This window comes from Eikenella corrodens (assembly GCF_003990355.1).
GTDB lineage: Bacteria > Pseudomonadota > Gammaproteobacteria > Burkholderiales > Neisseriaceae > Eikenella > Eikenella corrodens_B.
The window spans coordinates 1,590,162-1,616,032 of sequence record NZ_CP034670.1 but is presented as its reverse complement, the minus strand read 5'-3'; the positions used below and the strand labels follow the sequence as shown (position 1 = coordinate 1,616,032).

Genomic DNA, 25,871 nt, shown 5'->3' with positions numbered 1-25,871 from the left:
TCTATGCAATATTTCGCACAAGCCGGCAAAATAGGCTACAATCGCCCCGTTTTCGACCACCCACCAAATATAAGGTTGAGCTATGCTAACCGGTAGTCTTGTCGCCATCATCACCCCGATGCGTGAAGATGGCAGTGTCCACTACGAACAATTCCAACGCCTGATTGATTGGCATGTTGCCAACGGCACCGATGCCATTGTCGCTGTCGGCACCACCGGCGAGAGCACCACGCTCAGCTTGCAGGAAAAGATTGAAGTAATCGAGGCGGCCATCCGTTTTGCCGACGGCCGCATCCCGGTAATCGCCGGTACTGGCGTGAACAGCACCAGCGAAGCCATCGAGCTGTCCCGCGCGGTAGTCGGCTCCGGTGCTTATGCCACGCTCTCCGTAGTGCCGTACTACAACAAACCGCCGCAGGAAGGCATCTACCGCCACTTCGCCGCTATTGCCGAAGCGGCGGATATTCCGATGATTGTGTACAACGTGCCCGGCCGCACCGTGGTTAATATGAATAACGACACCGTGCTGCGCCTGGCCGAAATCTCCAACATCATCGGCATCAAAGAAGCCAGCGGCGACATTGGCCGCATGGTTGAACTGCTCAACCGCGTGCCCGAAGATTTTGCCGTGTATTCCGGCGACGACCCCACCGGCATGGCCGCCATGCTGTGCGGCGCACACGGCGTGATTACCGTGGCCGGTAACGTGGCGCCCAAGCTGTTTGCCGATATGTGCCGCGCCGCGCTGACTGGCAATCTGGCCGAAGCCCGTGCGCTGAACGCCAAACTGGTGCCGCTGTATCAAGAAATGTTTTGCGAGCCCAGCCCGGCCGCGCCGAAATGGGCGCTGGAAAAGCTGGGCTTGTGCGGTCGTGCCGTGCGCTTGCCGATGGTCAGCCTGAGCGAAGCTGGCCAAGTGCGCGTGAACGCCGCGCTGCAGAAATTGCAACTGATTTAATTGGATTTTATCCCAAGTTTCAACCCTGAAGGACATAGCTGCATGAACGTATTCAAACTGCCCGCCGCCTTGTTGATGGCCAGCCTGGTGGCCGGTTGCGCCACCAAAAACGAAGCCCCCAAGCTGGACTACCAAACCGAAAACCGCAAAGTGGTGAGCTTGGAAGTGCCGCCTGATTTGGACAACCCCTCGCAAGGTAATGTATACAACCTGCCCGCAGGCGGTTCGGTGCGTGCCAGCGATGTGGCGCGCAACCGTCAGGCCGCGGCCAACAAAGCCGGCTCGCCCGTGTTGGCCGAAGTGAAAAACATCACCATGCATCGGGAAGGCGGCGAGCGTTGGCTGAACATTGCCAACAAAACCCCGGCCGAAGTATGGCCGCTCCTGCACGCCTTCTGGCAGGAGCAGGGTTTCGTGATTGCCCGAGAAGAGCCGGGCATCGGCCTGATGGAAACCGATTGGGCGGAAAACCGTGCCAAACTGCCGCAAGACGGCCTGCGCCGCCTGTTTGAACGCGTCGGCTTGGGCGGGGTGTATTCCACCGGCGAACGCGACAAATTCACCATCCGCTTGGAGCGCAACAGCAAAGGCGGAACCGATGTATTCTTCACCCATCGCGGCATGAAGGAAACCTACGCCGACCGCAACAAAGACACCACTATGTGGCAGCCCTCGCCGCGCGATACCGCTTTGGAAGCCGCCTTACTCGGCCGCTTCATGCAGTATTTGGGCGCAGACGAACAACAAATTGAGCAGGCGCTGAAGCAGCAGCAATCTACCGCCCCGCACAGCGGCGATTTGGCCAGCCTGGAAAACGGCCGCCTGATTTTGCGCGGCGACCAAGCCCGCAACTGGCGCCGCGTCGGCCTCGCGCTCGACCGCATCGGCCTGAGCGTTACCGGCCAAGACACCCAGCGCCAAGCCTATCTGGTTCAGGTAGCCCCCGCCGAGGGCGAAGCCGTGCGCACTGAGAAACCCGGCTTCTTCGGCCGCCTGTTCGGCCGCAGCAGCAAACCCGCCGAGCCGCAGGCACGACCCGAATTTGTGGTGGCGGTGCAGCCGCAGGGCAACAATGCCAGCCAACTGGTGTTGGCAAACAAAGACGGCAGCCCCTACCAAGGCGCAGACGCGCAAACCTGGTTAAGCCGCCTGTATAACGAACTGCGCTGATCACGCAATGAGAAAGCAGCCTTTAATGCAGATTAAGGCTGCTTTTGTGTTGGCTGTCGGTATCTGGTTTGTTTATAGTGGATTAACAAAAATCAGGACAAGGCGGCGAGCCGCAGACAGTACACACGTTACGGCAAGGCGAGCCAACGCTGTACTGGTTTTTGTTAATTCACTATAGAAGGTGATGTATGCAATCAACTGCTTGCCATGCCAGTATTTTCAGGTAGCCTTAGTTCGCCGTCCCGCAATATAGAGAGGCTTTTAGGCTGCCCCCGGGCTACCTGAAAATACGGGTTCTATGAAACTGAATTAGGGCAGGGGCGGCTTATGATGAATTAAAGGAGAATGCTGCGGCGCGGACTCGTCTTGCCCAGATCTCCACCTTGCCTCATCCTTATTTGGATGGGTTATAGAAGCGGTCGGTGTTTGAGGCTACCTGAAAATGTATTAGTGAATTAAATTTAAACCAGTACAGCGTTGTCTCGCCTTGCCGTAACGTGTGTACTGTCTGCGGCTCGTCGCCTTGTCCTGATTTTTGTTAATTCACTATATTTCGGGATAAATAGCCCGATTTGGCGTTTCCAGCAGTTATCACCTCAAAATAGATTTAATATCAGCCTATTCCAAGCAAATTCCTTTTCTTTCCGCATATCGCCATGAATAAAACCAGACGCTACCTGAAACTTACCGCGCTGTTTACCATTTTATTTATCCTGCTGCTGCTGGCAGGCAATGTGTTGTTTATTCTAAAACACACCGCCGCCGCCATCGCTTGCTTTTTGGCTGCCTTCTTGTGTGTGGCCGGGCAGATGGCTTCGCTGGCTAAGTTTTTGCGCGAAAAACAGCTGATTGCCGCCCAACAGATGCAACAGGCTGCTTTGCAGCAGCCGGAAAGCGAAGATCAGACGGCAGACAAGGAGGCGTCGTGAAAGAATTGGTATTGGCCAGCGGCAACGCTGGAAAACTGCGTGAATTCAACGCCCTGTTTGCCGAGCTCGGCTGGCGGGTTCGGCCGCAGTCGGATTTTGCCGTGCCCGAATGCCCGGAGCCGCATGTGAGTTTTGTGGAAAACGCGCTGGCCAAGGCACGGCATGCCAGCCGGCACAGCGGCCTGCCTGCGCTGGCCGACGACAGCGGCATTTGCGCCCCCGCCCTAAACGGCGCGCCGGGCGTGCTCTCCGCACGCTATGCCGGAGCAGAACCGCGCTCCGATGCGGCCAACAACGCCAAACTGAGCGCCGATTTGGCCGCGCAGGCCGACCGTGCCGTGTATTACGTTTGCGTGCTGGTTTTGGTGCGCCACGCGGATGACCCACAACCGCTGATTGCCGAAGGTGTATGGCACGGGCAATGGCAGGAGCAGGCGGCCGGAAGCAACGGCTTTGGTTACGACCCGCATTTCTACCTGCCTGAATTGCAGAAAACCGCCGCCCAGCTTGACCCCGACACCAAAAACCAGCTCAGCCACCGCGCCCAGGCTCTGCGGCAGTTGCTGGAGAAGATTTTGGTTTTGGATTTGGCCGATTAACGCCGGTTAGAATGGAGATGAAACAAGGCAGACTGCAGAACGGCATAGGCAGTATGGCAATTCGGGGCAACGCAGCGGCCTTTTGCTGCAGACGGCTTCCGTTGATTTCCATACCCGTTTAAGCAGGCTGCTCTTATGCTCCCTCTTGCTTCTGCGCCACCGCCCATTCATACAGCGCTTTCTTGTTTGCCCCGCTGATTTCCGCAGCCAGTGCGGCGGCTTTTTTCGGCGGCAGTTCGGCGGCGAGCAGGCTCATGATGTGCCGCGTCTGGTCGTTCAGTTCGTTGGCCGCGGCGGCTTCGGGGGGGTGCAGCACCAGCACCATCTCGCCGCGCGTTTGGTTGGCATCGGCACGCACGGCAGCCAGCACGTCGGCCACGCTGCCGCTGATGAAGGTTTCAAACGTTTTGCTGATTTCGCGTGCCAGCACCAAATGCCGGTTGGGCAGGATTTCGGCCATTTGGGCGAGAGCCGCCTCGATGCGGTGCGGCGTTTCAAACATCGCCACGGCATAGGGCACTTCGCGCCAGCGCTCAAACCATTGCGCCCGTTCGCCCGCCTTGGGCGGCAGGAAGCCGGCAAAATAAAAATCCGACTGCGTTACCCCGGCCACGCTCAAAGCCGCCATCACCGCGCTGGCCCCGGCCACCGGCACCACTTTGAAGCCCGCTGCCCGCACGCCTGAGGCCAGCCGCGCGCCGGGGTCGCACACTGCCGGCGTGCCCGCATCCGATATCTGCGCCACCACCTGCCCGGCGGCGAGCGCGGCGGTGATGGTGTCGGTCATTTGCCGTTCGTTGTGTTCGCGCACGCTCACGAGCTTGGCGCGGATGCCGTAGACCGAGAGCAGCTGCTGGCTCACGCGCGTGTCTTCCGCACACACCAAGTCTGCCCGTTGCAACACCGCCAGTGCACGCAGCGTGATGTCGGCCAGGTTGCCGATGGGCGTTGCCACCACATACAGCGTTTGCGGCTCAATCTGCGCAGCCGCCTTATCCAATATTTTTTGCCACATTCTCTTCGGGTATGATTGCGTTTGAAACGCCGCAAACTATAGCAAATTAAATTCGCTTCCGATACAAGGCGAGGTAGGCCGTGGCGGAAGCGGGGCTGATTTGCGCTATCGCACGAAAGGAAAACCATGCGCCTCAACCACGCTGCCGGCCAAGCTGCCGAAGATACCGCCGCAGGCTACCTGAAAAAACAAGGCTGCCGCATCCTGGCGCGCAACTGGCATTGCCGCTATGGCGAAATCGATATCATCGCCGAACAGGGCGGGGTGTATTTGTTTGTGGAAGTGCGGCAGCGGCGCAGCCAAAGATTCGGCGGCGCGGCAGCGAGCATCACCCCGGCCAAACTGGCCAAACTCAGCCGCAGCGCCGAAACCTGGCTTCAGCAAAACGCGCCGAATCAACCTTGCCGTCTCGATGCCATCCTGATTGAAGGCGATCAGCCGCCGCAGTGGGTGAAGGATATCGGCGGGTATTGAGGCGGCAGAAGCAGCGGTAAGGGAAAAGGCTACCTGAAAAGCGGTTGGAATTTTCAGGTAGCCTTTTGTGTAGAAATCGACAGCGTTGTTTACACTTTCGGCTTTTGCTTGAAGACCTGGTTGAGCATCTATCTGGCATTGTCAAGAATGTCGATAGACACGGGAAACCCGCTCTGTTCTTGATAATGGCGGATAGATGCTTAAAAATCATTTAAGCAAAAACAAAAGCCATCTGCTTCAGAAAAAGTGTAAACAACGCAACGATTTCCTACACCTTTGTTTATGTGTTCTGGTCAGGCTTGGGCGGGCAGGGGTGGCGGACGAAGCGGCCGGTGTTAGTGCCTATCATGCGTTTGCCTGTGGTGTCATCGATATAGTCGTAGCCGTTGGTGATGTATAAGGTGTCGCCTTCCAGCCTGAGTTCGAAGCTGTCGTGCTTGTTTTCGCAGGTGGTATCAAAACTGCCTTCTACTTCTTTGCGGCAAGAAAAGTCGTAGATGACATATTCTGCCGTACCGGCGATGTGATTCGGAGTGTAAACGGTGTAGTGCAGGTTTCGGATATTTACTGAGGTTTCCAACATGGATTTTTCTATGCCGTTAGGGGTAATGGTTAGCCATGCATCCTCGCCGCTATCCAGTGGGTCTACAGAATAATCGGTACTTGCCCCTATTCCTGTGTTTTCCGAATTATTACAATAAGCCTGTGCGCCGGCAGGGGTGGAGTAGTAGGAAGCGGCGTAGGAGGGATCTGATTTATCCTGCCAAGTGGACTGCAATTGGTTGCCCATCCAAACGCCCTGAAACGCCGCCGGAATCGGCCTGTTTCCGGCAGTAGTTTGAGCCGACGGCGGGGCGGCGGCTTCAGATGCTTCCGCAACGGCGGGAGCGGATGCGGCGGCCTCGGGCTGTGCCATATGGTTGCGGTAGAAGCCATAGCCGAACATGCCCGCCGCGCCGATGAGTAGGCCGATTAGGGCGTAGAGTGCGTTTTTCATGCGGTCTCCTTAATTAACAGGGCGCAGTTCCTGCACGCTGTCGGGCTGGTTTTGTTGGGGGTTGCGGTTGGCGGCGTTGCTGGTGCACTGGTACTCGCGGGTGTAGCGGGTGAGCGAGCAGGGTACGATGACGCCGCCGTAGCGCACGCATTGGGATGTGGTGCCGCCGAAGGCTTCGGCGGAATCGTAGCCCCACGAGCGGCAGCGTTGGGCGGCAAGCTGGCGGCCTTGCTCTTCGCTGTAGGTGGCTTTTTCCATTTCGCCTTCTTCTATGGAGAGGCGTACCACGCCGTCGGCGCGACTGCCTCCGATGGCTGTCCAGCTTTTGGGGTGGCGCAGGCAGAGAGAAGGACGGTGGTTAAGAGAGCGGGCAGGACGGGGCGGAGTTTAGTTTTCGGCATAGGGGTTTTCCTTTCTTAAAAAGCGTTTGTCGAGCTGGGTCATGGTGTTGGGGTTGATGTGGGTTTCCCAACGCTCGCTGGTGCAGCAGTTGCCGTCTGTTTCGGCGTATTCGTTGTATTCGATGGTGAGGACGCCTTTGCTATCAATGTCGGCTTTGCGGATGAAGCGGTCGTTGAAGGCGAAGCTGCCGGTTTCGGTGTTATTCGGTTTGGCAAATAGGTCGGGATTGCTCACGCGGATGTGGCCGCCGCCTTGGCTGGATACTTCCGCTTCGGCTAAAGAATATTTGGCCGTGCCCGAGCCGTCGGCGCATTTGGGATCGCTTTGATACAACACGCCGTAGGTGCGGAAGACGAAATCGTCTTCGCCGGTGTTGCTAATCAGGAATACGTTGTTGCGAAAGTTGTTTTCATCAAACGGCTCTACGGAGCATTGCGCTGTTTTGGCGTGGGTGATGGCTGTGTCGAACACTTGGCGGATTTCGTCTGTATCCGCGTTTTGTTTGGGTGGGAGTGGGGTGTTCTCGGCGGAGGTGGGCAGGCTGTTGCTGCCGGTGTCCGCTGTTTGGGGCAGAGTGCTGCCCGTGGTTTGTATTGTGGTGGCCTGTGGTGTTGGTTTGTTCAGGAAATAATCGGCGGTTTTTACTGCACTTGCGCCTGCGGCCATCATGATGATGCCGATAATCCATTTATTCATAATGTGTTTTCAAAAAATCAGGTGGAGAATGATGATGGTTATTTGATTGAGGCTTTTATAGTGGATTAACAAAAACCAGTACGGCGTTGCCTCGCCTTGCTGTACTACTTGTACTATCTGTGGTTCGCCGCTTTGTCCTGATTTTTGTTAATCCACTATATTTGGTCGAGAAAGGCTTAAAGTTTAATAAAAATATATTTTTATGTAAATATATTTAATCAAATTGAACTTTTGCGTGATGCAGTTTTGCCATAATCGCTGCTATGGACATCGGACCGGCGATTCGCTTATTGCGCAAGCAGAAAGGCTATACTCAGGAGCAGTTGGCCGATTTTGCGCACACCACCAAAAGCACTATTTCCAACCTGGAGGGCGGGCATCAGGGCTACAGTACCGCTCTGCTTCAGCATTTGGCGCAGGCTTTGGGTTGCCCGATTTCCAAGATTTTCCTTACTGCCGAAACCCTGTCGGCCTCGGGCGGGCAATCTGTCGGCAAGCTGCCTATTGAGTTGCTGTTTGGCGAATTGAGCGCGGCATCGCAGCAGGTGGTGTTGCAGCTGGTGCGGCACATGGTTGCCGAGCAGCGCAATAAGGAATAATAGCTGCCGTATTTTCAGGTAGCCTTCTCTATTCTTTGCCGCCGCTTAAATCCCGGCGGCAATTGTTCAAACCGCCATATACCGCTACAATAGCCGCGTTTTCGTTTCTATTTTTCAGGTAGCCTTTATGACCTCGGCAGCCCAACGCGTATTGCAGCATTTCCAGGAAAGCATTGCCGCCAAACAGCAGTGTGCCGAACAATTGGCCGAGCCGACGGCGAGGGCGGCGGCTTTGCTGTTGGATTCGCTGATGGCCGACGGCAAAATTTTGGTGTGCGGCAACGGCGGTTCTGCCGCGGATGCGCAGCATTTTGCCGCCGAGCTCACCGGCCGTTTTGAAAAGGAACGTATGCCGCTGGGCGCCATAGCGCTCACTACCGATACTTCCGCGCTCACCGCCATCGGCAACGATTATGCCTTTGATCAGATTTTTGCCCGCCAAGTGTCTGCTCTCGGCCGTCCGGGCGATGTGCTGGTGGCGATTTCCACTTCCGGCAATTCCGGCAATGTGCTCGCCGCCATCAAAGCCGCCCGCGAGCAGGGCATGAGCGTGGTGGCGCTCACCGGGCGCGACGGCGGAAAAGTTGCCGGTGTGCTGGCTGAAGGCGATGTGCTGCTCAATGTGCCGCATCAGCGTACGGCACGGATTCAGGAAATCCATATTCTGCTGATTCACGCCCTGTGCGATCATATCGATACCGCTTTGTTTGAAGAATAAACGCTTCACCTATTCCCACTCAAAAGGACAATAAACCATGAAAAAAAGTTTCCGCCTCCTGCTGTTGTGCCTGCTGCCGTTGTCGCTTTCCGGCTGTGTTACCGCGCTGGTGGGCGCTGGCGCATTCGGCGTGATGTCGGCCACCGACCGCCGAAGCACCGGCGCGCAGGCCGATGACCAAGTGATGGAAGTGCGCATCCAAAATTCGGCGCTTACCCATCTGCGCAGCAACAACACCACGCAGGGTTTCGAGCCGAAGCTTTCGGTAGTCAGCTTCAACCGCCAGGTGCTGTTGATGGGCTTGGTGGCCAGCGAGGCCGACAAGGCGTTTGTGGAGCGCGTAGCGCGTGCCCAGCCCAACGCTCAGAAAGTCTACAATTATATTCAGGTAGCCTCCGCAGCCCAGCGCGGCTTCGGCGATGTGAGCAACGACTCATGGATTACTTCCAAAGTACGTACCACTTTGCTCGGCACCAAAGGGGTGTCGGCCAACCATGTGAAAGTGGTAACGTATAACGGCGTTACTTATGTGATGGGCATCCTCACGCCTGAAGAGCAGGCGCTGGTCAGCAATACCGTGAGCACCACTGCCGGCGTGCAGCAGGTGGTTACGCTGTATGAAACCTTTGTGCCCGGTAATGTGCGCTAATCCCCCCTGTTTCGGAATCATAAGGAAAACCCATGTCCGGCAAAGAAATGCCTTCTTCTTACAAAAAACCGCCGCGCAGTATATTCAGCCGAGCAGTGCAGATTTTATTTATTGTGGCGTTTATCGTGGTGATTGTGTTGCTGGCGATGGTGTGGCTGATGTTGAGCAGGCCGGATAGCGCCCGCATGGGAATCGGCGATGCTTCCGCGCCGCAGCAGGGCGTGGAAATTTGGCAGCCCAACGGCGCATCGGCCGTAAGCGGGCAAACTTACAGCCCGCCGTCTGCTGCCGATATGAATGCTGCCTCCCAGGCATCCGAGCCGGAAGAGCGCCCGAATCCGCGCCGCGCTGTGCCGACTACTCCCGTCGAGGAAGTGCCGATTCAGCCGATTACTCCGCAGGAAACCGAAATCCGCCCGGTTGAGGTGCCGGTGAAACCTGCGCCCCAGCCCCAACCGCGCCAGCCCGGGGGCGATGGCGGAGAGGGCGGCGGCAATCCGGTGGATAGCCTGTTTTAAAACGGAGGCGGCCTGAAGGCAAAACTGCAACGCCGTTAAATCGCCGGGCAGCAAAGCAAAGTTTCAGGCAGCCTGTTTATGGCCATGTGTGCGGCAATGCCTCATGGCCGGTATTGAAGAGGAGAGAGATAATGAAAGTTTACCGCTTGCTCACCGGCACAGACGATTCCGTGTTCTGCCGCCGCGTAACCGAAGCCCTGCAACAAGGTTGGGAACTGCATGGCAGCCCGACCATGGCGCACACCGACAACGGCGTGCGCGTGGGGCAGGCGATTGTGAAAGAAGTGGCGCAATACGATCCGAACAAGCCCTTGAGCGAATATTGATGTGCAGCAAACAGTAAAGGCTACCTGAAAAGTTTTCAGGTAGCCTTTATGGTGTCTGGGTGCGCAATTATAGTGGATTAACAAAAATCAGGACAAGGCGGCGAGTCGCAGACAGTATACACGTTACGGCAAGGCGAGCCAACGCTGTACTGATTTTTGTTAATCCATTATAGTGCCTGGCAAACTCTTTCAGTTTGACGGCGTTGTGGCCGCACCAGCCCAAAACGGCAAGGGCATCGCCAATGAGGGGTTTCTTGGTTTTAGGGGGCATGGGTTCCCCTTGGTTCTGTGTGAAAAAGTTGTGATGAGATTGCTATATTGCTGATGGATTTTCAGGTAGCCTCTGCGGTGCGCGGGAGGCTACCTGAAAATATCGTTACCGCCTAAAAAAGGGCGATAAGGCTTTGTCTTGTTGTACTTCTTACACTATTTATAGTGAATTAAATTTAAACCAGTACAGCGTTGGCTCGCCTTGCCGTACTATTTGTACTGTCTGCGGCTCGCCGCCTTGTCCTGATTTAAATTTAATCCACTATACAATTCGTTGCCTGCCCCATTTTTTGTTAGGACACATATTTCCGGTTACGGTTATTCCGACACCCGTTAGCCGGCTAAACTCACCAGCAGCTGCCGGATGGCAGGCCAGGCCTCGCCGGTTTCCGCGCCTTTGATGATGCGGTCGATGCGGGCGCATTCTTGCAGGGCGGCGATGAGGCGCGGGGTGGGGATGCGGCGCACGGCCAGGGGGGCGAGCTGCTGTTTGCTGCCCCACAGGCGCAGGCTGTTGCGCACTTGGGCTACGGTTTGCCCTTGTTTGAGGGCGGCGGTGAGGCGGATGAGGGTACGGATGTCGTCGGCCAGCATCCACAGCAGCATCACGGGCTCTTCGCCGTCGGCTTCGAGACCTTCGAGCAGGCGTACCACACGGGCGGGTTCGCCGCTCATCCAGGCGGCGGCAAGCTGGAATACATCGAAGCGGGCTACGTCGGCCACGGCGGCTTCGGTTTCGGCAATGCTCAATTCGTGACCGGCGGGGTGGAGCAGGGCGAGTTTGTCGATTTCCTGCTTGGCGGCCAATAAGTTGCCTTCCACACGCTCGGCAAACAGGGCTAGCGCTTCGTTGCCGATGGATAAATGATGCTGCGCGAGGCGGCCGCGTATCCAGCCGGGCAGGGCTTGGGCATCAACGGCTTTGGCTTCGGCCACGGTGCCGCTGCGGCTGAGGGCGGCAAACCATTTGGCCTGGGTTTGGGCGCGCTCGAGTTTGGGCAGGAGGATGACGGTTACCGTGTCGGGCGGGAGGTTGGCGGCCAGTTGTTCGAGGGCTTCGCCGCCGGCTTTGCCGGGCTTGCCGCCGGGCAGGTGGATTTCGAGCAGTTTGAGTTCGGCAAACAGGCTGATGCTGTTGGCGGAGGCGAGGAGGTCTTGCCAGTCGGCGGCGGTGTCGGGGGTGTGGGTTTCGCGGTTCAGGTAGCCCTGCTCTTTGGCGGCGGCACGGATGGCATCTAAGGCTTCTATCCGCAGCAGGGCTTCTTCGCCATGCAGCACATACAGCGCTTGCAGGGGCTGTTTGAGCTGCGACAGCAGGCGTTCGGTGCTGATGGCGGCCATTATTCGGCTTTCAGGTAGCCCAAGCGGCGTACGAGCTGGCGGGCGGCATCCACGCGCATATCGGCCCAGAGCTGGGCTTCTTCTTCTTGTTTGCCGAGAATTTCACTGTCGCTGTAGTCCAGCGTGCGATACACGGTAATCATCATCGGCTCGCCCAGGGCTTTTTCACCGCGCCAGGCTTGGGCGGATACTTTGAGCTCCAGCTGGTATTCGGTTACGGTGCCGGAGAGGTTGAGGGTTTGGATGTTTTTATTGGTTTGGATAGCGGTTACTTTGACCACGGCATCGGCAAAGGCGCTGTCGAGTTTGGCGTGGCGGCGCAGCAGTTCGGTTTCGATATTTTGCTGCAATTCGCGCCCTTGTACGGCCCAGGTTTGGTAGGGCAGGGGCGGGTTGAGCGCGGGGTCGCTGCCGGCTAGGCGGAAGCCGCAAGCGGCCAACAACAGCAAAAGGGGCAGCATCAGATATTTTTTCATGGTGTTTCCTTGGCTTGCGCCGCAAGAGGCGGCGGCTAGGGGCGTATTCTAGCGGATTGTGGACGGGAGAGGCTACCTGAAAAGCGGCAGCATGGGCTTTCAGCTAGCCTTTACTATAGCGATACCACCACCGAGCCCATAAACCGATCTTGCAGAGTACGCCGTTCGAATTTGGGAATCAAGAGCATGGCCAGACAAATAAGATATGCCAAACCGGCCGGCCAACGGAAGAAAATCAATAGCAACACAAAAGCCACTTCGCGAGCCAATACCGTGCCGAGAAAGCCGGGATTGCTGCCGTTTTTGTCTAGCACACGGATGCGGAACAGCCATTTGCCGAACGACTGCCCTTTCAGCGACATCAATATGGTTTGCAGCAACATATAAGCCAGCATCGGCAGCAGCACCAAATGGAAATCGTTGTTGCCAGGGAAGCAATACAGCAAAGCTTGCAGCAGGGCATAGGCTAGACCGAAGTTTAGGGCGGCGGCCGCGATTCGTTTCCAAGCAGGGGCAAGCCGATATACCTTGCCGTTTTCTAAGCGGACTTCTGGGTTCATAAGTTAGTTGTGGATGTATGGTGGATTAAAGCCAGAGTGGGGTAAGGAGAACTAGCGCAGCAGCAACCTTATTTTAATTCACCATGATATAAGAGCTAAACAGGCTACCTGAACATTCTGCAGCATGCTCATCCTTGTATAGTGGATTAACAAAAATCAGGACAAGGCGGCGAGCCGCAGACAGTACAAATAGTACGGCAAGGCGAGCCAACGCTGTACTGGTTTTTGTTAATTCACTATAAAACCAATAGTCCTTCATAGCTGCCAATAACTCCGGGGTGATTGCGTATCCGCAATTTTCGCCGATAACGCTGTCGATGCCGCAATAAGGGCAGCATGCCGTGTATTGCCCGTCGTCTTCCGGCACAAAGTCGCTTTCCTCCAACTCAGAGGAGCGGAAGATGACGAGGCAGGAGAAACAGCCGCAACGCTGGGGTGGCAGCAGATAGGCTTCATTCTTGAATGAAAATGGGTGCGCGGCTATGGCGGCGGTTAATATAGTGAATTAAATTTAAATCAGGACAAGGCGGCGAGCCGCAGACAGTACAAATAGTACGGCAAGGCGAACCAACGCTGTACTGGTTTAAATTTAATTCACTATACTTCATCTGTTGATGGGTTGGTCATCTTGTTTCTAAAAGATAAGAAGGCTACCTGAAAACGGCCGGGCATTTTCAGGTAGCCTTTCGGGATGGCTTAAGGCTGCACATTATTTTTCCGCTCGCGCAGAATCGGCAGCGCCAATCCGTTTTGCCCGGCATTCATGCTGTTGGGCATACATATACGGGCGGGCAAACTTTATTTGCGCCCGCATTAGCGGAGGCGGTTTAAGCCAAACACATAGTTTTGCCCGTCTTTCCAGGCGAACCACCAATACAGGCGCATATTCGGATTATCGGGCTTGCTCATGCGGCAGAAGGCAAAAGCCTTATTGTGGATGCACGCCATTGGCATGGCTTGGAGTTCGGCGGGCAGCATGGCTTTCCATTCGCGCACTTTCCGTGCGGGGGAAGTTTGCAGGCGGCATTCACCCGTGCCTTGGCACACCGGCATCCATTCGCCATCGCCGCGTTTTCCGTCCATCACCCATTGCGTGCCACGCTGGTAATAACGCATCTGCATTTGTGTGGGCTGTTGGTCTTTGTCCAGCTGCACATAGTCGCCGGCATCGGATGCGTCCAAGCCTGCTGCGAACGCGCTGCCGGACAAAGCCAGCCATAAGGCCATGATTTTGGCAAATTTCATAATAATCTCCTAAGATGAAACCCCCTTGCTTAGCCCTGCTAAAGCGCGGGTTGATTGAGTAAACGGCGCAGCGTGCTTTCTAGCAGGCAAAAGCAGCCTGTGCCTTGGTTTGACAATTCAGACAGATGCTCAGGCGGCATTATATAGTGAATTAAATTTAAACCAGTACAGCGTTGGCTCGCCTTGCCGTAACGTGTGTACTGTCTGCGGCTCGTCGTCTTGTCCTGATTTAAATTTAATTCACTATAAGGCTACCTGAAAACCCTTTTATCGTTTTCAGGTAGCCTTTATGATGACGATTACGCTACCGCGTCGGTTGTTTTTAAAGTGCGGTCAGAAAAGTCAAAGAACCCAATATCACGCCAACCGCATTGGGCACAATCAAAATCCAGTCTTTTTTGGGTTCTTTACTCCAACCATATAAAACCCAAATCAAACAGGATACTGCCGCAAACAGAGGTTGCCACGGTTGCGCCTTTTCCCCTTCCAAATTAGCGATAATTTGGGGGATATAGGCGATGAATACAAAAATCCCGATTGCCGCGCCTATGCTTCCGATAAAAGCATTGAATTTTTTCTTGCTTATCATAGATAAGTATCCTTTCTCAAAAATTTTTATTGTACGGCCTTTAATATAGCGGAGCAATATTGCTATCGAAAAGGAGGCTTTCCGAACAAGGATTTGACTGGCTGTAGAGCAAATATTTACCCGCGCGGTTTCCTGTAGGAAATCGTTACGTTGTTTACACTTTTCTTAGCTATCTAGGGCAGCCTTTTTTTAATCGACAGGCTGCCTGAAATCCGAAAATCTGTTTTCAGGCAGCCTGCACTTTATTTACCCCAACTTCGCTTTAATCAACTCCTGCACCTGCGCGGGATTCGCTTTGCCTTTGCTGGCCTTCATCACTTGTCCCACAATCGCATTCAGGGCTTTTTCGTTGCCGGATTTGAACTGTTCCACGGCTTTGGCGTTGTTTGCCAGCACTTCGTCCACCATGGCTTCAATCGCGCCGGTATCGGTCATCTGCTGCAAGCCGTGTTTTTCGATGATTTCGGCAATGGAGGCTTCGGGTTCGGCCCACATGGCTTCAAAGGCTTTTTTCGCCAATTTGCTGCTTAAAGTGCCGTCGGCGATTTTGCCCACCAGCGCGGCGAGGCGTGGGGCGGTAATCGGGCTGTCGGCAAGTTCCATGCCTTCTTTGTTCAGCGTGGCGGCGAGTTCGCCGTTCATCCAGTTGGCAGTCAGCTTGCCTTGTCCGCTGGCTTTGGCGGCTTCTTCAAAATAAGCAGCCTGCACGCGGCTGGCGGTGAGCAGGCGCGCGTCGTAGTCGGATATGCCGTAATCCGCCACGAAACGCGCCGCCATTTCTTTCGGCAGCTCTGGCATTTCTTCTTTGGCTTTTTGCAACTGGTCGTCTGAAATGATGACGGGCAGCAAATCGGGGTCGGGGAAGTAGCGGTAGTCGTGTGCATCTTCTTTCAAACGCATCACGCGGGTTTCACCTTTTTCCGGGTCAAACAGCATGGTCGCCTGCTGTACTTTGCCGCCGTCTTCCAAAATCTCGATTTGCGCTTCCACCTCGTAATTAATCGCCTGTTCCAAGAAGCGGAAGGAATTGAGGTTTTTAATCTCGCGGCGCGTGCCGAATTCCACTTGACCTTTCGGGCGCACGGATACGTTGGCATCGACGCGGAACGAGCCTTCCGCCATATTGCCGTCACAGATGTCCAGCCAGGTCACCAAGCTGTGTAAGGCTTTGGCGTAGGCAACGGCTTCGGTGGCGGAACGCATTTCGGGTTCGGATACCACTTCCAACAGCGGCGTGCCGGCGCGGTTCAAGTCGATACCGGTTGCACCGTTCAAGCCCTCATGCACGGATTTGCCCGCATCTTCTTCCATGTGCGCGCGGGTTACGTTGATGGTTTTCACATCGTCGCCGACCACTATTTCCAATTTGCCGTGTTCAACAATCGGCAAATCCAACTGGCTGATTTGATAGCCTTTTGGCAAGTCGGGATAGAAGTAGTTTTTGCGGTCGAACACGTTTTTCTGATTGATTTTCGCATCCAAAGCCAAGCCCAATTTGATGGCTTTTTCAACGACTTCGCGGTTCATCACCGGCAGCACGCCCGGCAGCGCGCATTCCACCACGCTGGCGTGCGCATTGGGTTCCGCACCGAACGCGGTCGATGCGCCGCTGAAGATTTTGGATTTTGTGTTGAGTTGGACGTGGATTTCCAGTCCGATTACGGTTTCCCAGGTCATAAGGGGTCTTTCTGTTGAAGAAGGGTTAATCGGTTTGGCTAGAGGCTACCTGAAAAACCGTATTGTATCTTTCAGACGGCCTTTTGCCGCTATTTTTTGTGCGGCTGCGAGCCGGGCAGCAGCCATTGCGGCATCAGCACGGCGTACACCGTCATGAATACGGCGTATATCAGATGAAACAGCCATCCGTCCCCCTGTATCCAAAGCGCAAAGCTTATGGGGCGGTAATATTCCGGATTAAACAGGCTCGAGGTCAAGATGAAAAACAGCGCAACGGAATACGGCAGGCTGATGAAAAACGCGGCGGCGGCAAAGCGTTTTTGCCAGCGCGCGCATCGGGTTCGGCAGCACCATGCGGCAAGCAGCACAATGGGCGGCGCGAATACCAGTATCAACGCCAAGCCCGTGTTGAGCAGGCCTGCCATGCCGTCAAACGAGTCGCGGTCAAACAGTTCGACCAAAAACAAAAATGCAAACAAGGCAATCGGCATGGCGAGTGCGGTTAGCGTGAAGCCGCGCCATATTTTCCGGTGGGGGTACATTTTGATTCTCCTTGTTTTGCCGCTATTTTCTGCGCGGCTGGAAGCCGGGCAGCTGCCAGTGGAAGCGGTAGGCGGCCAGCCGTAGGGCGAGGCCGGCAGCGAACAGCAGGTGCAGGGTGAAGGCGTTTATCCAGCCGAGCCGCGCGAGGAAATATATCAGCCCGCCGATAAAGATGGCGACGCTGCCGTAGAGGTCGGCACGCAATATGATGGGTACGTCGTTCACCAAAATATCGCGGGCAATGCCGCCGCCCACGGCGGTGACGAAGGCGAGCACGATCACGCCGAACAGGTTGAGCTGCAGGCTAATGCCGATTTGTGCACCGGTGATGCTGAAGGCGGCCAGGCCGATGGCGTCGGCAATCAGGAAGGCGGCGGCAAGGTGGGTGCGGCGGTAGCGTTGTACGTGCAGCAGCCAAGCGATAGTGAGGGTGGCAAATACCACAATCAGCGCGTCGGTATGCCGGAACACCTGCGGCACATGTCCTACCAGCGCATCGCGCATCATGCCGCCGCCCACGGCAGTAAGCAAGGCGGTGATGACCACGCCGAGCACGTCGAGCCGCTTGCTGTAGCCGACGAGGTAGCCGGACACGGCGAAGGCGGCGGTGCCGATGATTTGGATGAAGTCGGTGGTGGTCATGGTTTCAGGTAGTCTTGCAGGCAGTGTTAGGTGGTTAAATAGGTTTTCAGACGGCCTCAAAGGCTACCTGAAAAGTTTCATGGGTTGGGTATTCATGCTGGTTAGTAATCTTAAATTGCTTTCAGGTAGCCTTATATGCATTGTTGTCGTTTAACTGCTTGAACTGCCGATAACTGTCGAGCAGGCGGCTTTGGTAGAGGCCGCTGCCGGAAAGGGTAATCATCAGGTAGCTTTGGGCGCGGGTCATGGCAACGTAGAGCAGGCGCGTGTTGTCGGCTTCCTGGTTGGCGTCTTTATGCTTCAAGGTACAGATGCCCATCAGCATCACGCGCTGGAATTCGAGACCTTTGCTGCTGTGCATAGTAAAGACGGCAACAGCGTTGTCGTGCGGATTGTAGGCCTTTTTGCTACCGCCGTAATGCAGGGAGTGGCGGATACCTTTTTGTTTCAACAGTTTGGCAACGTCGTTGCATTGTTCTTTGTTGTAGCAGATGACGGCGATGTCTTGCGGCGGAATGCGGTCTTTGAGCCATTTGTCGAGGCAGCGGGCAAGGTAGTCGAGCTCGCCCTGCCAGTCGGGGCATTCTTTGATATAGGGCGAAATGCCGTTTACGCCTGCGGCTTCGGGCTCGACCAGCGGTACGCCGTCTTCGCCGCTTTCGTGCGGCTGCATTTTGTTTTGGGCAAACAGGTAGGCGAATCCGATGATTTCTTTGGTATTGCGGTAGTTCAGGCGCAGGATGGTAGTGCGGCCTTGGGCTTTGATGCCGACGCTGGACAGGGTGAAGCCCAAGCCTGCGCCGCTTTTTTTGTAGATGGCCTGGGCATCATCGTAGAGCAGCAGCAAATGGCCGTTGTCGGCGTCGAGCATATGCACGCTCAGGCGCAGCCAGTCGGCTTCAAAATCGTGGCCTTCGTCAATGAGCACTGCGCCGTAGCGGCCGCCGGGCAGTGTGCCGTCGTGCATGGCTTGCAGCACGGTCAGCGGGGCGTGTTCGTAACCGGGCAGGTGGCGGTAGCGCTCGGGCGTGTCCAGCCCGTATGCCTTTTGCAGTTTGCCGCACCATTGGTGGAAGCTGCACACCTCCACTTTTTCCGCCAAGCCTTTGTCGGCCACGGCGGTACGTAATTTATCGGCCAATACGCGGTTGTAGCACAGCACTAAAACGGGTTTGTCGGACTGTTCGGCCAGGTATTGGCAGCGCATCAGCAAAATCAGGGTCTTGCCGCTGCCTGCCACGCCATGGATGACGCGGTGGCCGCCGCCGATGCTGCGGGCAAGCTGCTCCTGCTGAATATCCATGATTTTGATGATGTCGGGCGCGGCGATGGGGTGTGGCAGGGTATCGGCAGCTGGGTGCTCAGACTGCTCTTTCGTTTTGCTGTCGGCCTGGTCGTCCGCGAACAGTTCTTGCTGCTCGGGCGGGTTGATACGGACTTCCGGAAACAAATGCCAACGGATGAGGTCGGTTTCGCTGCGGCTCAGGCTGCATTCGATACGGTAGGGGAACATGGCGGCCAGCCTGTCGTCGATGTGCGCGTTGCCCTGCCCGCTTTTCAAATCGTCTTTATACAGCGTTTGCGTGTGCGGCATCAGATGGTCGAATTTGGCAATGTCGGTAATTTTGGCGATGTCGCTGCGGTTGAAACGGGTAAAAACTACGCCGTGCGCGTAGGGGATGCGCAGCCTGCCTTTGTATTCGCCCCCGGTGTGCTGCAAGCGGGTTTCTTTTGATAACAAGTCGATGATTTGTAACATATAGCCGCGCGCCTGCTCCAACGGGTGTTTTACTGTTTTCGCGGTGTGCTCGAACACCATTTCGCATTCGGTCTGGGTCATGCGCCTAAAGCTGTTGCCCGCCCAATCCTTTACTTCCAAGCACAACAACCCCCTGTTTGGAAACAGTACGAGGAAATCGGCATACAGCCGTTTCTTACCCATCGGCACGTTGTACCAAACGATGCAGTCTTCGGCCAAATATTCGCGCAGGAAATCGGTAGTTTTACGCTCGCCTGCGGTCATGGCTTTGCGGATATGGTCGCTCAGTTCAGGGATAAACTGTGGCATAAATGTTTTCCTCTTTAATCTTTGTTTTCCGTTTTAAATTTTCAGGTAGCCTCATAAGTAGGGAAGCGGTATAGGTTATAACTACCTAATTTACAAGCTATTCCCATTCAAATAAGTCAAAGAAATTTTCCAACGAATCGGCAATAACACGCCATGTCAGCTCGCCGTCATCCCAATAAATCACACGAGGCGTTTCTTTGTTTTCTGTGAAATCCATACAAAACGGGCAGTCGCTGCCATCAACACCGAATAAGAGGATTTGCGAGAAATTGGTGATATAGCCTAAATCGTATTCGTTTTGCTTTTGGTAGTCGGTATATTCTTCAGCTTCCTCTGTGGGGAAATCCTTGGGTAGCTCGCGGCTGTATTTTCGGATTTCATCTGAGTTGTAAAAAATATGGGTTTCGGTAAACAACTCGTAGCCAAATTGGTCTTGCTCCTGTTTGAGTGTGCCATCTAGACCTTCATATTTTTTGAGTAGTTTGTTGTAGTTTTCTGGAATTTTTAATTGGGACATTACTTCAGGCTACCTGAAAAAGATGATTCAAAACAATAATGCTACGTATTCCACTATTTACAGGTAGCCTTTTTCAGACGGCCTTAAAGGCTACCTGAAAACTTTCACACCGGCACTTTCGTATGCCAATCGCTCGCCAGTTGTACTTGATGCGCTGCGCCAAGGATTTTGGCTTCGGAGAAGTGGTTGCCGATAAATTGCACTCCGATGGGTAGTCCGCTGCTGCTGAAACCTGCGGGCAGGGTCAGGGCGGGTAGTCCTGCCAGATTCACAGCGATGGTGTAGATGTCGGAAAGGTACATCTGTACGGGATCGTGGATGTCGCTGCCGAGTTTGGGGGCGGCGGTGGGGGCAGTCGGGGCGAGGATGAAGTCGCATTGCGCGAAGGCCGTCTGAAAATCGTTGGCAACGAGGCGGCGCAGTTTTTGGGCTTTCAGGTAATAGGCATCGTAGTAGCCGTGCGACAACACATAAGTGCCGATCATGATGCGGCGTTTGACTTCGCTGCCAAAGCCTTCTGCGCGGGTGTTGCTGTACATTTCTTCAAGGTCGCCGAATTGCGCGGCGCGGTGGCCGTAGCGTACACCGTCGTAGCGGGAAAGGTTGGTACTGGCTTCGGCGGAAGCGAGGACGTAGTAAGCGGGGATGGACAGGGCGGTTTGCGGCAGGGAAACTTCGATGGTTTCCGCGCCTTGCGCTTTTAAAAGTTTGATGACGTTTTGTAAAGCAGCCTGCACATCGGCATCCGCGCCTTCGCCGAAATATTCTTTAGGCAGGCCGATTTTCATGCCTTTGAGCGGTTTGTCCAAATCGCAGGTGTAGTCTTCTTTGCTGCGTTCCAAGCTGGTGGAATCGCGCTCGTCAAAGCTCGCCATTGCATTGAGCAAAATCGCGCAGTCTTCGGCGGTTTGCGCCATCGGACCGGCTTGGTCGAAACTGGAGGCGTAGGCAACCATGCCAAAGCGGGAAACCGTGCCGTAGGTAGGTTTGATGCCGGTGATGCCGCAGTGTGAAGCAGGCTGACGGATGGAGCCGCCGGTATCGGAACCGAGTGCGACGGGAGCAAGACGCGCTGCCACAACGGCTGCGGAGCCGCCGGACGAACCGCCTGGGACATGCTCAAGATTCCACGGATTTTTAGTCGCGCCGTAGAACGAGGTTTCGTTGGTAGAACCCATGGCAAACTCGTCCATATTGGTACGGCCGAGCGTTACCATGCCTTCGTCGAGCAGATTTTGTACAACGGTGGCAGTGTAGGGCGAAACGAAATTGTCCAGCATCTTGGAGCTGCACGCGCTGCGCCAACCTGTTTGACAGAAAATATCTTTGTAGGCGATGGGTACGCCGGTGAGTGCGGTAGCGTTACCTTGCGCGATACGCGCGTCGGCGGCACGGGCTTCGGCAAGGGTCTTGTCTTGGTCGAGAGTGATGTAGCCGTTGATAGCCGGGTTTTGCGCAGCAATGGCGGCAAGATATTCGGTTGCCAGTTCGACGGCGGAGATTTGTTTGGATTGCAGCAGTTGGCTGGCTTGGGTGAGGGTGTATTGGGTCATGAGAGTCTTTCGGTTGGAATTCAATGGGAGTTTAAAAGGGGGATGGGGTGCAGGCTGCTTGTCTGTGGGAATTCGGGCTACCTGAAGATTTATCGGCACAGTTGCTGTTCGCACGGTATGCCGTCGCCGTCACCGTCCATTTCTGTTCCGGCGCAGTTTCGCAGAAACCATGTCGCTTCTTCGCAAGAAGTCATTTGCGAACAATGCGTTCTGCCGTCGCAGCGCGGTATTTGGACGCATTGGATGTTGCGGCAAATGGTGCGGCTTTCGGCGTGTTCGGCTGTTTGGACGTAAATTTGGCGGCGGCAAACTGGTAAATCTGATAACCGATGAAGCCGAGAAATGCCAACGTTAAGCCGCTTGCCAACAGGCTGCCGAGTGATGAGCGGTTTTCACCATGTCTGTCGTGTGTAGTTTGTCGGCGGCGAGCGTGCGATTTATCCGGTGCGGTTCGACCAATGTAACGGATTCTTTTGGCAGCAAATTTCCCTTGCTCGTTGCTAACGACATCAAATGAAACCGCTTCACCTTCCTGCGGGCGTGGCTGCCGTTGCGCGAAATCGGAAATGTGGCAGAAAATTTTTCTGTTGCTGTCTTCTATCTGAATAAAGCCGTAGCCTTTTTCATCGTGCCATTGGACGATTTTTCCTTTCATAGTATTCCTTTGGTTTTGTTTGTCGAAGCTGTGGTTGGGTTTCGCAGAAAACCGTATTGTTTGTTTCAGGCCATCTGAAAACCCTGCTGGCGGCGGTTTGCAAATAGGCTGCCTGAAAACGGGAAATATCGGTAATGTAAATCTTCGGTTTGCCAGCCTCGCTGAGCAGCCACACCAGTATGTTAAGTCTCTGTTTGGCGAGCAGTGCAGTTTGATATGCAGGCTGCCTGAAAACAAATATTGTGCGTTCAGCGTTGATATCGGCATTCGGGCAGGGCTTCGGCAATGAAGTCGATATCGGGGCTGGTGCAGTCCCAGCCTGTAATCATCCTGGCTTCCATATTGGTTTGCGGTGTGAGGATGATGGTGCCGCGCAGTTTTTCAGGATTGAAGCGCAAAACCAGTATGCCGCCCGGCCGCATTTCGATGGCGGACAGGTTCACGCTGGTTACGCCGCCTGCCCAGCCGATTTCATTCAAATTGTCGGGCAGGCGGCCGTGGTCGGCGAGAAATTCGGCAATATTGATACAAAGGCCGCTGGCAGACGAGAAGCCGTTAAACACAATATTGTTGCGCACCGCGTTTTGGACGGCCTGCTCGTTAGCCTGCCTGATTTCATTATGGATGATTTCCGATGCGGCGACGGCGATTTCGCGGCGGCTGCGTTCTGCTTGCCGCTGCTCGATATCGGAAGCCGCTTGAGCCACAGCCTGTTGCGTTTCCCTGCTGATGGCAGGGCGGCTGAAGCCGAAATGATAGGCGGCCAGCAGCGCAGCGGTGCTGACAATGGTAAGAATGACGGTGTTGGTGTTGGCAGACATATCTTTTTGATGAAAATGGTTAAGCTAAATTATGGGATACGGCTTTCAGGTAGCCTTTGCCGCTTTGAGGCTACCTGAAAATCTTGCGGGCAGATTTATTCGGCTGCACTAACGTGGCCGCACACGGCTTGCAACAATTTTATGAAGCGCTGCTCAAATTACCTGCGGAGTTGAGTTGGCAGACGGCTTGATTACTCGGCTTGGCAAGCGTGGAACAGGGAGGGTATGCTTATCATGGATTGGTATTTGCCGTTGCCATGCGGGATATTCGGTTTGTGTTTTCAGGTAGCCTTCAGGGATTGAGGCTGCCTGAAAATTACTCCTCAATCACCTGCGGCACGATATACAAACGGTCGCGCACTTCGGGGGCGCAAGCCTGATATTCGGCGGCGTGGTCGGTTTCCGTTACTTGGTCGGCACGCAGGCGCAGCGCGAGTTCGTGCGGGTGGGTCATCGGTTCGACACCGTCGGTGTTCACGATTTGCATTTGCGCCACCATGGCGAAAATGCCGTTGAGCTCGTCGAGAGTGGCGGCTTTCTCGGCTTCAGTTAGGCTTAAGCGCGAGAGGCGGGCGATTTTTTCAACGTCGGAAAGTGTAAGCGACATAAAAATTCCTTAAATTATGTTTAGCAAACAGCCCAATCTCAGGTATGATTACGCGTTTCTTTTGAGGCTGGCTTGCAAAGTTCGGATTATAGCCTAAAAGCCTGTCTCTCGGCACAGCATGAGAATAAGGCTGTGCGAAGTAGTGCCAATCTCTCCACAGGCTTGGTTTCTTTAAAGTATTCATCAGTATTCAAACGCTAGGATTTAAAGCAATGTTCCGCTTTCTCACCCGATATTTCTCTAATGATCTGGCCATCGATTTAGGTACGGCCAACACCCTGATTTACATCAAAGGCCGCGGTATCGTTTTGGACGAACCTTCGGTGGTGGCGCTGCCCAACGACATGAGCAACAATAAAAACGCCACGGTGGCGGTGGGCGCGGAAGCCAAGCGCATGCTGGGGCGTACACCCGGCAGTATCCAGACGGTGCGCCCGATGAAGGACGGGGTGATTGCCAATTTCAATGTTACCGAGAAAATGCTCAAGCATTTTATTCGCAAGGTAAACAACAGCCGCTTCGCCGCTACACCGCGTATTGTTATCTGCGTCCCCTGCGGCTCTACTCAGGTGGAGCGCAAGGCGATTCATGATTCGGCACAGGCTGCCGGTGCGGCTTCGGTAAATTTGATTGAAGAGCCGATGGCAGCAGCCATCGGTGCGGGTTTGCCGATTGAAGAGCCGACCGGCTCCATGGTGGTGGACATCGGCGGCGGTACCACCGAGGTGGGCATTATTTCTTTGTCGGGCGTGGTGTATTCCCACTCCGTGCGGGTGGCGGGCGACGCGTTTGACGAAGCCATCATCAATTATGTGCGCCGCAACTACGGCATGCTGATTGGCGAAGCCACTGCCGAGGAAATCAAAAAGGCCATTGGCACGGCCTTCCCGGGCAATGCGGTTCGGGAAATCGAGGCCAAAGGCCGCAACTTAGCCGAAGGCGTGCCGCGTGCGTTCACCATCAGTTCCAATGAGGTTCTAGAGGCGCTGACCGAGCCGTTGAATCAGATTGTGCAGGCGGTGAAAACCGCATTGGAGGAAACTCCGCCGGAATTGGGTGCGGATATTGCCGACCGCGGCTTGGTGCTGACCGGTGGCGGCGCTCTGCTCAACGGCCTGGACCGCTTGCTTTCCGAGGAAACCGGCCTGCCGGTGAGCATTGCCGAAGACCCGCTTACCTGCGTGGTACGCGGTTCCGGCAAGGCGCTGGATTTAATCGGCAAGATGAACTCGGTGTTCACTACCGTATAATTTCTCTTTTCCGGCATTCCGCATGGCCAGCCATTTGCGGGATGCCGGTTTCTATGCCGCCGGAGATGCCCGCAAGGTGTGGCGCTTTCAGTTTTTCAGGTAGCCTGTTATTCCCTTTATGTCGCAAGAAATTAATTTTGTCAGCCCGATTATCACGCCAGCCGGCAAGCTGGTGCTGTTGGGCATGCTGTCGATAGCGTTGATGGTGCTGGACAACCGTTATGCGGCATTGCAGCAAGGCAAGTCTTATGTTTCCGCCGGGCTCTACCCCTTGCAATGGGCGGCGCGCCAGCCTGCCCAATGGGTAAGCGGCGGCACGGCGTTTCTGCGCGACAAGCAGGATTTGCTCGCCGAAAACAGCCGCTTGAAAGAGGAAAATGCCCGTCTGAATATGCAGTTGCAGCTGCAAACTCCGGCAGCCCGCGAATTAGCTGCATTGAAAACGTTAAACCGCCTGCAGCCGCTACTTGCACCCAAAGCCGTGCTGGCAGAGGTGGTGTCTAACGGCCGTATTCCGCAGACCAACCGCCTATTGGTTACCAAAGGCAGCAGCAGCGGTATCCGTATCGGCGACCCGGTGAGCGACGAAAAAGGCCTCATCGGTCAGATAACCGCCGTACAGCCGGCCACGGCGGAGGTTACGCTGATTAACAACCGCCAGTCGGTGATTCCGGCGATGGTGGCCGAAAGCGGCGTACGTACGTTGGTGTACGGGCGCGGCGAAACGCTGGATTTGCGTTATTTCCCGGTTTCGGCGGAGTTGAAAGAGGGCGATTTGCTGGTTACTTCCGGCATCGACAGCATCTATCCGGCCGGCATCCCGATTGCCAAGGTGGTGAGTGCCGACCGCAATTCCGGCACGCCGTATTACCGCACCGTGCTGACACCGGCAGCCAATTTGAGCAGCAGCAATTATGTGCTGGTGATTCCGCAAAAACCGCAGGCGGCAGTAAGGCTACCTGAAACCGCTTCCGAACCGGCTGCCGAACAAGAGACGCAGGAATAAG

General features: G+C 55.2%; 33 protein-coding genes and 1 pseudogene. 13 read left to right on the top strand and 21 right to left on the bottom strand.

Going from position 1 to position 25,871, the window contains the following annotated elements:
• Nucleotides 1-82: 82 nt before the first annotated feature.
• The 4 genes from dapA (at nucleotide 83) to rdgB (ending at nucleotide 3,656) form a co-directional block, all read left to right on the top strand.
• Nucleotides 83-958 (top strand): 4-hydroxy-tetrahydrodipicolinate synthase, encoded by an 876-nt coding sequence (dapA, locus tag ELB75_RS08175; RefSeq protein WP_126983504.1) that lies wholly within the window; start codon nucleotides 83-85, stop codon nucleotides 956-958.
• Between the two features lie 42 nt (nucleotides 959-1,000).
• Entirely contained in the window at nucleotides 1,001-2,128 is a 1,128-nt protein-coding gene (locus ELB75_RS08170; RefSeq protein ID WP_126983503.1) for an NlpB/DapX family lipoprotein, read from the top strand.
• A 656-nt stretch (nucleotides 2,129-2,784) separates the two neighbouring features.
• Nucleotides 2,785-3,057, top strand: a complete 273-nt coding sequence (locus ELB75_RS08165; RefSeq protein WP_064089595.1) for an NGO_0222 family membrane protein — start codon at nucleotides 2,785-2,787, stop codon at nucleotides 3,055-3,057.
• Nucleotides 3,054-3,656, top strand: a complete 603-nt coding sequence (gene rdgB / locus ELB75_RS08160) for an RdgB/HAM1 family non-canonical purine NTP pyrophosphatase (protein ID WP_126983502.1) — start codon at nucleotides 3,054-3,056, stop codon at nucleotides 3,654-3,656. Before ELB75_RS08165 ends, rdgB begins: the two co-directional genes overlap by 4 nt.
• Nucleotides 3,657-3,789: 133 nt before the next feature.
• On the opposite strand, the gene rsmI is transcribed toward rdgB, so the two are convergent.
• Nucleotides 3,790-4,671 (bottom strand): 16S rRNA (cytidine(1402)-2'-O)-methyltransferase, encoded by an 882-nt coding sequence (gene rsmI, locus ELB75_RS08155; protein WP_126983501.1) that lies wholly within the window; start codon nucleotides 4,669-4,671, stop codon nucleotides 3,790-3,792.
• A 126-nt stretch (nucleotides 4,672-4,797) separates the two neighbouring features.
• Between rsmI and ELB75_RS08150 the strand changes: the two genes are divergently transcribed.
• Complete coding sequence (locus ELB75_RS08150) at nucleotides 4,798-5,145, top strand: YraN family protein (protein WP_126983500.1); 348 nt, start codon at nucleotides 4,798-4,800, stop codon at nucleotides 5,143-5,145.
• 280 nt (nucleotides 5,146-5,425) lie between these two features.
• Here ELB75_RS08150 and ELB75_RS08145 read toward each other — a convergent pair whose 3' ends face one another.
• From ELB75_RS08145 to ELB75_RS08135, 3 genes are all read right to left on the bottom strand, one after another.
• On the bottom strand, nucleotides 5,426-6,142 hold the full coding sequence (locus ELB75_RS08145; RefSeq protein ID WP_126983499.1) for a hypothetical protein: 717 nt from the start codon (nucleotides 6,140-6,142) through the stop codon (nucleotides 5,426-5,428).
• 9 nt (nucleotides 6,143-6,151) lie between these two features.
• Nucleotides 6,152-6,430: a YecR family lipoprotein gene (yecR, locus tag ELB75_RS08140; RefSeq protein WP_164726855.1), complete on the bottom strand. Its 279-nt coding sequence runs from the start codon at nucleotides 6,428-6,430 to the stop codon at nucleotides 6,152-6,154.
• 99 nt (nucleotides 6,431-6,529) lie between these two features.
• The gene (locus ELB75_RS08135) at nucleotides 6,530-7,240 is read right to left on the bottom strand and encodes a hypothetical protein (RefSeq protein WP_126983497.1); all 711 of its coding nucleotides are present in this window, start codon (nucleotides 7,238-7,240) and stop codon (nucleotides 6,530-6,532) included.
• Between the two features lie 263 nt (nucleotides 7,241-7,503).
• On the opposite strand from ELB75_RS08135, the gene ELB75_RS08130 reads away from it, so the two are divergent.
• From ELB75_RS08130 to ELB75_RS08110, 5 genes are all read left to right on the top strand, one after another.
• A complete protein-coding gene (locus ELB75_RS08130) occupies nucleotides 7,504-7,839 on the top strand; it encodes a helix-turn-helix domain-containing protein (RefSeq protein WP_126983496.1) in 336 nt (111 codons plus the stop codon).
• Between the two features lie 127 nt (nucleotides 7,840-7,966).
• Complete coding sequence (locus ELB75_RS08125; RefSeq protein WP_126983495.1) at nucleotides 7,967-8,557, top strand: phosphoheptose isomerase; 591 nt, start codon at nucleotides 7,967-7,969, stop codon at nucleotides 8,555-8,557.
• 37 nt (nucleotides 8,558-8,594) lie between these two features.
• Nucleotides 8,595-9,206 carry a BON domain-containing protein gene (locus ELB75_RS08120; protein ID WP_126983494.1) on the top strand — a complete coding sequence of 204 codons (612 nt, stop codon included), beginning with the start codon at nucleotides 8,595-8,597 and terminating at the stop codon, nucleotides 9,204-9,206.
• Between the two features lie 32 nt (nucleotides 9,207-9,238).
• A complete protein-coding gene (locus tag ELB75_RS08115; RefSeq protein WP_126983493.1) occupies nucleotides 9,239-9,724 on the top strand; it encodes a hypothetical protein in 486 nt (161 codons plus the stop codon).
• Nucleotides 9,725-9,855: 131 nt separating this feature from the next.
• The gene (locus tag ELB75_RS08110) at nucleotides 9,856-10,050 is read left to right on the top strand and encodes a DUF1737 domain-containing protein (protein WP_035580172.1); all 195 of its coding nucleotides are present in this window, start codon (nucleotides 9,856-9,858) and stop codon (nucleotides 10,048-10,050) included.
• Nucleotides 10,051-10,117: 67 nt separating this feature from the next.
• Here ELB75_RS08110 and ELB75_RS08105 read toward each other — a convergent pair whose 3' ends face one another.
• The 5 genes from ELB75_RS08105 to ELB75_RS12895 all read right to left on the bottom strand — a co-directional run bounded on the left by ELB75_RS08105 (nucleotide 10,118) and on the right by ELB75_RS12895 (nucleotide 13,064).
• Nucleotides 10,118-10,321 (bottom strand): hypothetical protein, encoded by a 204-nt coding sequence (locus tag ELB75_RS08105; RefSeq protein ID WP_126983492.1) that lies wholly within the window; start codon nucleotides 10,319-10,321, stop codon nucleotides 10,118-10,120.
• A gap of 332 nt (nucleotides 10,322-10,653) precedes the next feature.
• Complete coding sequence (gene holA / locus ELB75_RS08100; RefSeq protein ID WP_126983491.1) at nucleotides 10,654-11,661, bottom strand: DNA polymerase III subunit delta; 1,008 nt, start codon at nucleotides 11,659-11,661, stop codon at nucleotides 10,654-10,656.
• Nucleotides 11,661-12,137, bottom strand: a complete 477-nt coding sequence (locus ELB75_RS08095) for an LPS-assembly lipoprotein LptE (RefSeq protein WP_126983490.1) — start codon at nucleotides 12,135-12,137, stop codon at nucleotides 11,661-11,663. Before ELB75_RS08095 ends, holA begins: the two co-directional genes overlap by 1 nt.
• Nucleotides 12,138-12,250: 113 nt before the next feature.
• Complete coding sequence (locus tag ELB75_RS08090) at nucleotides 12,251-12,697, bottom strand: RDD family protein (RefSeq protein WP_126983489.1); 447 nt, start codon at nucleotides 12,695-12,697, stop codon at nucleotides 12,251-12,253.
• 73 nt (nucleotides 12,698-12,770) lie between these two features.
• A complete protein-coding gene (locus ELB75_RS12895; RefSeq protein ID WP_241236056.1) occupies nucleotides 12,771-13,064 on the bottom strand; it encodes a hypothetical protein in 294 nt (97 codons plus the stop codon).
• A 129-nt stretch (nucleotides 13,065-13,193) separates the two neighbouring features.
• Between ELB75_RS12895 and ELB75_RS13265 the strand changes: the two are divergent.
• Nucleotides 13,194-13,306, top strand: a pseudogene (locus tag ELB75_RS13265) (IS5/IS1182 family transposase); the annotation flags it as partial.
• A 204-nt stretch (nucleotides 13,307-13,510) separates the two neighbouring features.
• Here ELB75_RS13265 and ELB75_RS08080 read toward each other — a convergent pair.
• From ELB75_RS08080 to gatC, 12 genes are all read right to left on the bottom strand, one after another.
• Entirely contained in the window at nucleotides 13,511-13,942 is a 432-nt protein-coding gene (locus ELB75_RS08080) for a hypothetical protein (RefSeq protein WP_126983488.1), read from the bottom strand.
• Between the two features lie 322 nt (nucleotides 13,943-14,264).
• Nucleotides 14,265-14,531: a SemiSWEET family transporter gene (locus tag ELB75_RS08075; protein ID WP_003714312.1), complete on the bottom strand. Its 267-nt coding sequence runs from the start codon at nucleotides 14,529-14,531 to the stop codon at nucleotides 14,265-14,267.
• 246 nt (nucleotides 14,532-14,777) lie between these two features.
• Complete coding sequence (gene gatB, locus ELB75_RS08070) at nucleotides 14,778-16,208, bottom strand: Asp-tRNA(Asn)/Glu-tRNA(Gln) amidotransferase subunit GatB (RefSeq protein ID WP_126983487.1); 1,431 nt, start codon at nucleotides 16,206-16,208, stop codon at nucleotides 14,778-14,780.
• An 89-nt stretch (nucleotides 16,209-16,297) separates the two neighbouring features.
• Nucleotides 16,298-16,750, bottom strand: a complete 453-nt coding sequence (locus ELB75_RS08065; RefSeq protein WP_126983486.1) for a hypothetical protein — start codon at nucleotides 16,748-16,750, stop codon at nucleotides 16,298-16,300.
• 22 nt (nucleotides 16,751-16,772) lie between these two features.
• A complete protein-coding gene (locus ELB75_RS08060) occupies nucleotides 16,773-17,393 on the bottom strand; it encodes a trimeric intracellular cation channel family protein (protein WP_126983485.1) in 621 nt (206 codons plus the stop codon).
• 121 nt (nucleotides 17,394-17,514) lie between these two features.
• On the bottom strand, nucleotides 17,515-19,461 hold the full coding sequence (locus ELB75_RS08055; protein WP_126983484.1) for a 3'-5' exonuclease: 1,947 nt from the start codon (nucleotides 19,459-19,461) through the stop codon (nucleotides 17,515-17,517).
• Between the two features lie 97 nt (nucleotides 19,462-19,558).
• A complete protein-coding gene (locus ELB75_RS08050) occupies nucleotides 19,559-19,978 on the bottom strand; it encodes an SMI1/KNR4 family protein (protein ID WP_126983483.1) in 420 nt (139 codons plus the stop codon).
• A 104-nt stretch (nucleotides 19,979-20,082) separates the two neighbouring features.
• On the bottom strand, nucleotides 20,083-21,531 hold the full coding sequence (gene gatA / locus ELB75_RS08045) for an Asp-tRNA(Asn)/Glu-tRNA(Gln) amidotransferase subunit GatA (protein WP_126983482.1): 1,449 nt from the start codon (nucleotides 21,529-21,531) through the stop codon (nucleotides 20,083-20,085).
• An 89-nt stretch (nucleotides 21,532-21,620) separates the two neighbouring features.
• The gene (locus ELB75_RS13125; protein WP_206501442.1) at nucleotides 21,621-21,725 is read right to left on the bottom strand and encodes an excalibur calcium-binding domain-containing protein; all 105 of its coding nucleotides are present in this window, start codon (nucleotides 21,723-21,725) and stop codon (nucleotides 21,621-21,623) included.
• Complete coding sequence (locus ELB75_RS12510) at nucleotides 21,722-22,186, bottom strand: cold shock domain-containing protein (protein WP_164726853.1); 465 nt, start codon at nucleotides 22,184-22,186, stop codon at nucleotides 21,722-21,724. The genes ELB75_RS13125 and ELB75_RS12510 overlap by 4 nt, the downstream gene beginning before the upstream one ends.
• Nucleotides 22,187-22,434: 248 nt before the next feature.
• Complete coding sequence (locus ELB75_RS08030) at nucleotides 22,435-23,007, bottom strand: pilin (protein ID WP_126983480.1); 573 nt, start codon at nucleotides 23,005-23,007, stop codon at nucleotides 22,435-22,437.
• Nucleotides 23,008-23,323: 316 nt separating this feature from the next.
• Nucleotides 23,324-23,614 carry an Asp-tRNA(Asn)/Glu-tRNA(Gln) amidotransferase subunit GatC gene (gene gatC / locus ELB75_RS08025; RefSeq protein WP_126983479.1) on the bottom strand — a complete coding sequence of 97 codons (291 nt, stop codon included), beginning with the start codon at nucleotides 23,612-23,614 and terminating at the stop codon, nucleotides 23,324-23,326.
• A 212-nt stretch (nucleotides 23,615-23,826) separates the two neighbouring features.
• Between gatC and ELB75_RS08020 the strand changes: the two genes are divergently transcribed.
• Both ELB75_RS08020 and mreC read left to right on the top strand, forming a co-directional pair.
• Nucleotides 23,827-24,864 carry a rod shape-determining protein gene (locus ELB75_RS08020; RefSeq protein WP_064089573.1) on the top strand — a complete coding sequence of 346 codons (1,038 nt, stop codon included), beginning with the start codon at nucleotides 23,827-23,829 and terminating at the stop codon, nucleotides 24,862-24,864.
• 118 nt (nucleotides 24,865-24,982) lie between these two features.
• Nucleotides 24,983-25,870, top strand: coding sequence for a rod shape-determining protein MreC (gene mreC / locus ELB75_RS08015; protein WP_126983478.1), 888 nt, complete (start codon nucleotides 24,983-24,985; stop codon nucleotides 25,868-25,870).
• Nucleotide 25,871 lies beyond the last annotated feature (1 nt).

Excerpts from the sequence above, each read along its gene's own strand:
- ELB75_RS12510 (WP_164726853.1), bottom strand. The coding sequence starts at position 22,186 with ATGAAAGGAAAAATCGTCCAATGGCACGATGAAAAAGGCTACGGCTTT.
- ELB75_RS08165 (WP_064089595.1), top strand. The coding sequence starts at position 2,785 with ATGAATAAAACCAGACGCTACCTGAAACTTACCGCGCTGTTTACCATT.
- ELB75_RS08120 (WP_126983494.1), top strand. The coding sequence starts at position 8,595 with ATGAAAAAAAGTTTCCGCCTCCTGCTGTTGTGCCTGCTGCCGTTGTCG.
- ELB75_RS08130 (WP_126983496.1), top strand. The coding sequence starts at position 7,504 with ATGGACATCGGACCGGCGATTCGCTTATTGCGCAAGCAGAAAGGCTAT.
- gatB (WP_126983487.1), bottom strand. The coding sequence starts at position 16,208 with ATGACCTGGGAAACCGTAATCGGACTGGAAATCCACGTCCAACTCAAC.
- ELB75_RS08170 (WP_126983503.1), top strand. The coding sequence starts at position 1,001 with ATGAACGTATTCAAACTGCCCGCCGCCTTGTTGATGGCCAGCCTGGTG.
- gatC (WP_126983479.1), bottom strand. The coding sequence starts at position 23,614 with ATGTCGCTTACACTTTCCGACGTTGAAAAAATCGCCCGCCTCTCGCGC.
- ELB75_RS08125 (WP_126983495.1), top strand. The coding sequence starts at position 7,967 with ATGACCTCGGCAGCCCAACGCGTATTGCAGCATTTCCAGGAAAGCATT.
- ELB75_RS08060 (WP_126983485.1), bottom strand. The coding sequence starts at position 17,393 with ATGACCACCACCGACTTCATCCAAATCATCGGCACCGCCGCCTTCGCC.
- ELB75_RS08145 (WP_126983499.1), bottom strand. The coding sequence starts at position 6,142 with ATGAAAAACGCACTCTACGCCCTAATCGGCCTACTCATCGGCGCGGCG.
- ELB75_RS08110 (WP_035580172.1), top strand. The coding sequence starts at position 9,856 with ATGAAAGTTTACCGCTTGCTCACCGGCACAGACGATTCCGTGTTCTGC.
- ELB75_RS08095 (WP_126983490.1), bottom strand. The coding sequence starts at position 12,137 with ATGAAAAAATATCTGATGCTGCCCCTTTTGCTGTTGTTGGCCGCTTGC.
- rsmI (WP_126983501.1), bottom strand. The coding sequence starts at position 4,671 with ATGTGGCAAAAAATATTGGATAAGGCGGCTGCGCAGATTGAGCCGCAA.
- dapA (WP_126983504.1), top strand. The coding sequence starts at position 83 with ATGCTAACCGGTAGTCTTGTCGCCATCATCACCCCGATGCGTGAAGAT.
- ELB75_RS08115 (WP_126983493.1), top strand. The coding sequence starts at position 9,239 with ATGTCCGGCAAAGAAATGCCTTCTTCTTACAAAAAACCGCCGCGCAGT.
- ELB75_RS08020 (WP_064089573.1), top strand. The coding sequence starts at position 23,827 with ATGTTCCGCTTTCTCACCCGATATTTCTCTAATGATCTGGCCATCGAT.
- holA (WP_126983491.1), bottom strand. The coding sequence starts at position 11,661 with ATGGCCGCCATCAGCACCGAACGCCTGCTGTCGCAGCTCAAACAGCCC.
- ELB75_RS13125 (WP_206501442.1), bottom strand. The coding sequence starts at position 21,725 with ATGACTTCTTGCGAAGAAGCGACATGGTTTCTGCGAAACTGCGCCGGA.
- ELB75_RS08065 (WP_126983486.1), bottom strand. The coding sequence starts at position 16,750 with ATGTACCCCCACCGGAAAATATGGCGCGGCTTCACGCTAACCGCACTC.
- ELB75_RS08150 (WP_126983500.1), top strand. The coding sequence starts at position 4,798 with ATGCGCCTCAACCACGCTGCCGGCCAAGCTGCCGAAGATACCGCCGCA.
- mreC (WP_126983478.1), top strand. The coding sequence starts at position 24,983 with ATGTCGCAAGAAATTAATTTTGTCAGCCCGATTATCACGCCAGCCGGC.
- ELB75_RS08090 (WP_126983489.1), bottom strand. The coding sequence starts at position 12,697 with ATGAACCCAGAAGTCCGCTTAGAAAACGGCAAGGTATATCGGCTTGCC.
- ELB75_RS08050 (WP_126983483.1), bottom strand. The coding sequence starts at position 19,978 with ATGTCCCAATTAAAAATTCCAGAAAACTACAACAAACTACTCAAAAAA.
- ELB75_RS08055 (WP_126983484.1), bottom strand. The coding sequence starts at position 19,461 with ATGCCACAGTTTATCCCTGAACTGAGCGACCATATCCGCAAAGCCATG.
- ELB75_RS08105 (WP_126983492.1), bottom strand. The coding sequence starts at position 10,321 with ATGCCCCCTAAAACCAAGAAACCCCTCATTGGCGATGCCCTTGCCGTT.
- ELB75_RS08030 (WP_126983480.1), bottom strand. The coding sequence starts at position 23,007 with ATGTCTGCCAACACCAACACCGTCATTCTTACCATTGTCAGCACCGCT.
- gatA (WP_126983482.1), bottom strand. The coding sequence starts at position 21,531 with ATGACCCAATACACCCTCACCCAAGCCAGCCAACTGCTGCAATCCAAA.
- ELB75_RS08135 (WP_126983497.1), bottom strand. The coding sequence starts at position 7,240 with ATGAATAAATGGATTATCGGCATCATCATGATGGCCGCAGGCGCAAGT.
- ELB75_RS08075 (WP_003714312.1), bottom strand. The coding sequence starts at position 14,531 with ATGATAAGCAAGAAAAAATTCAATGCTTTTATCGGAAGCATAGGCGCG.
- ELB75_RS08080 (WP_126983488.1), bottom strand. The coding sequence starts at position 13,942 with ATGAAATTTGCCAAAATCATGGCCTTATGGCTGGCTTTGTCCGGCAGC.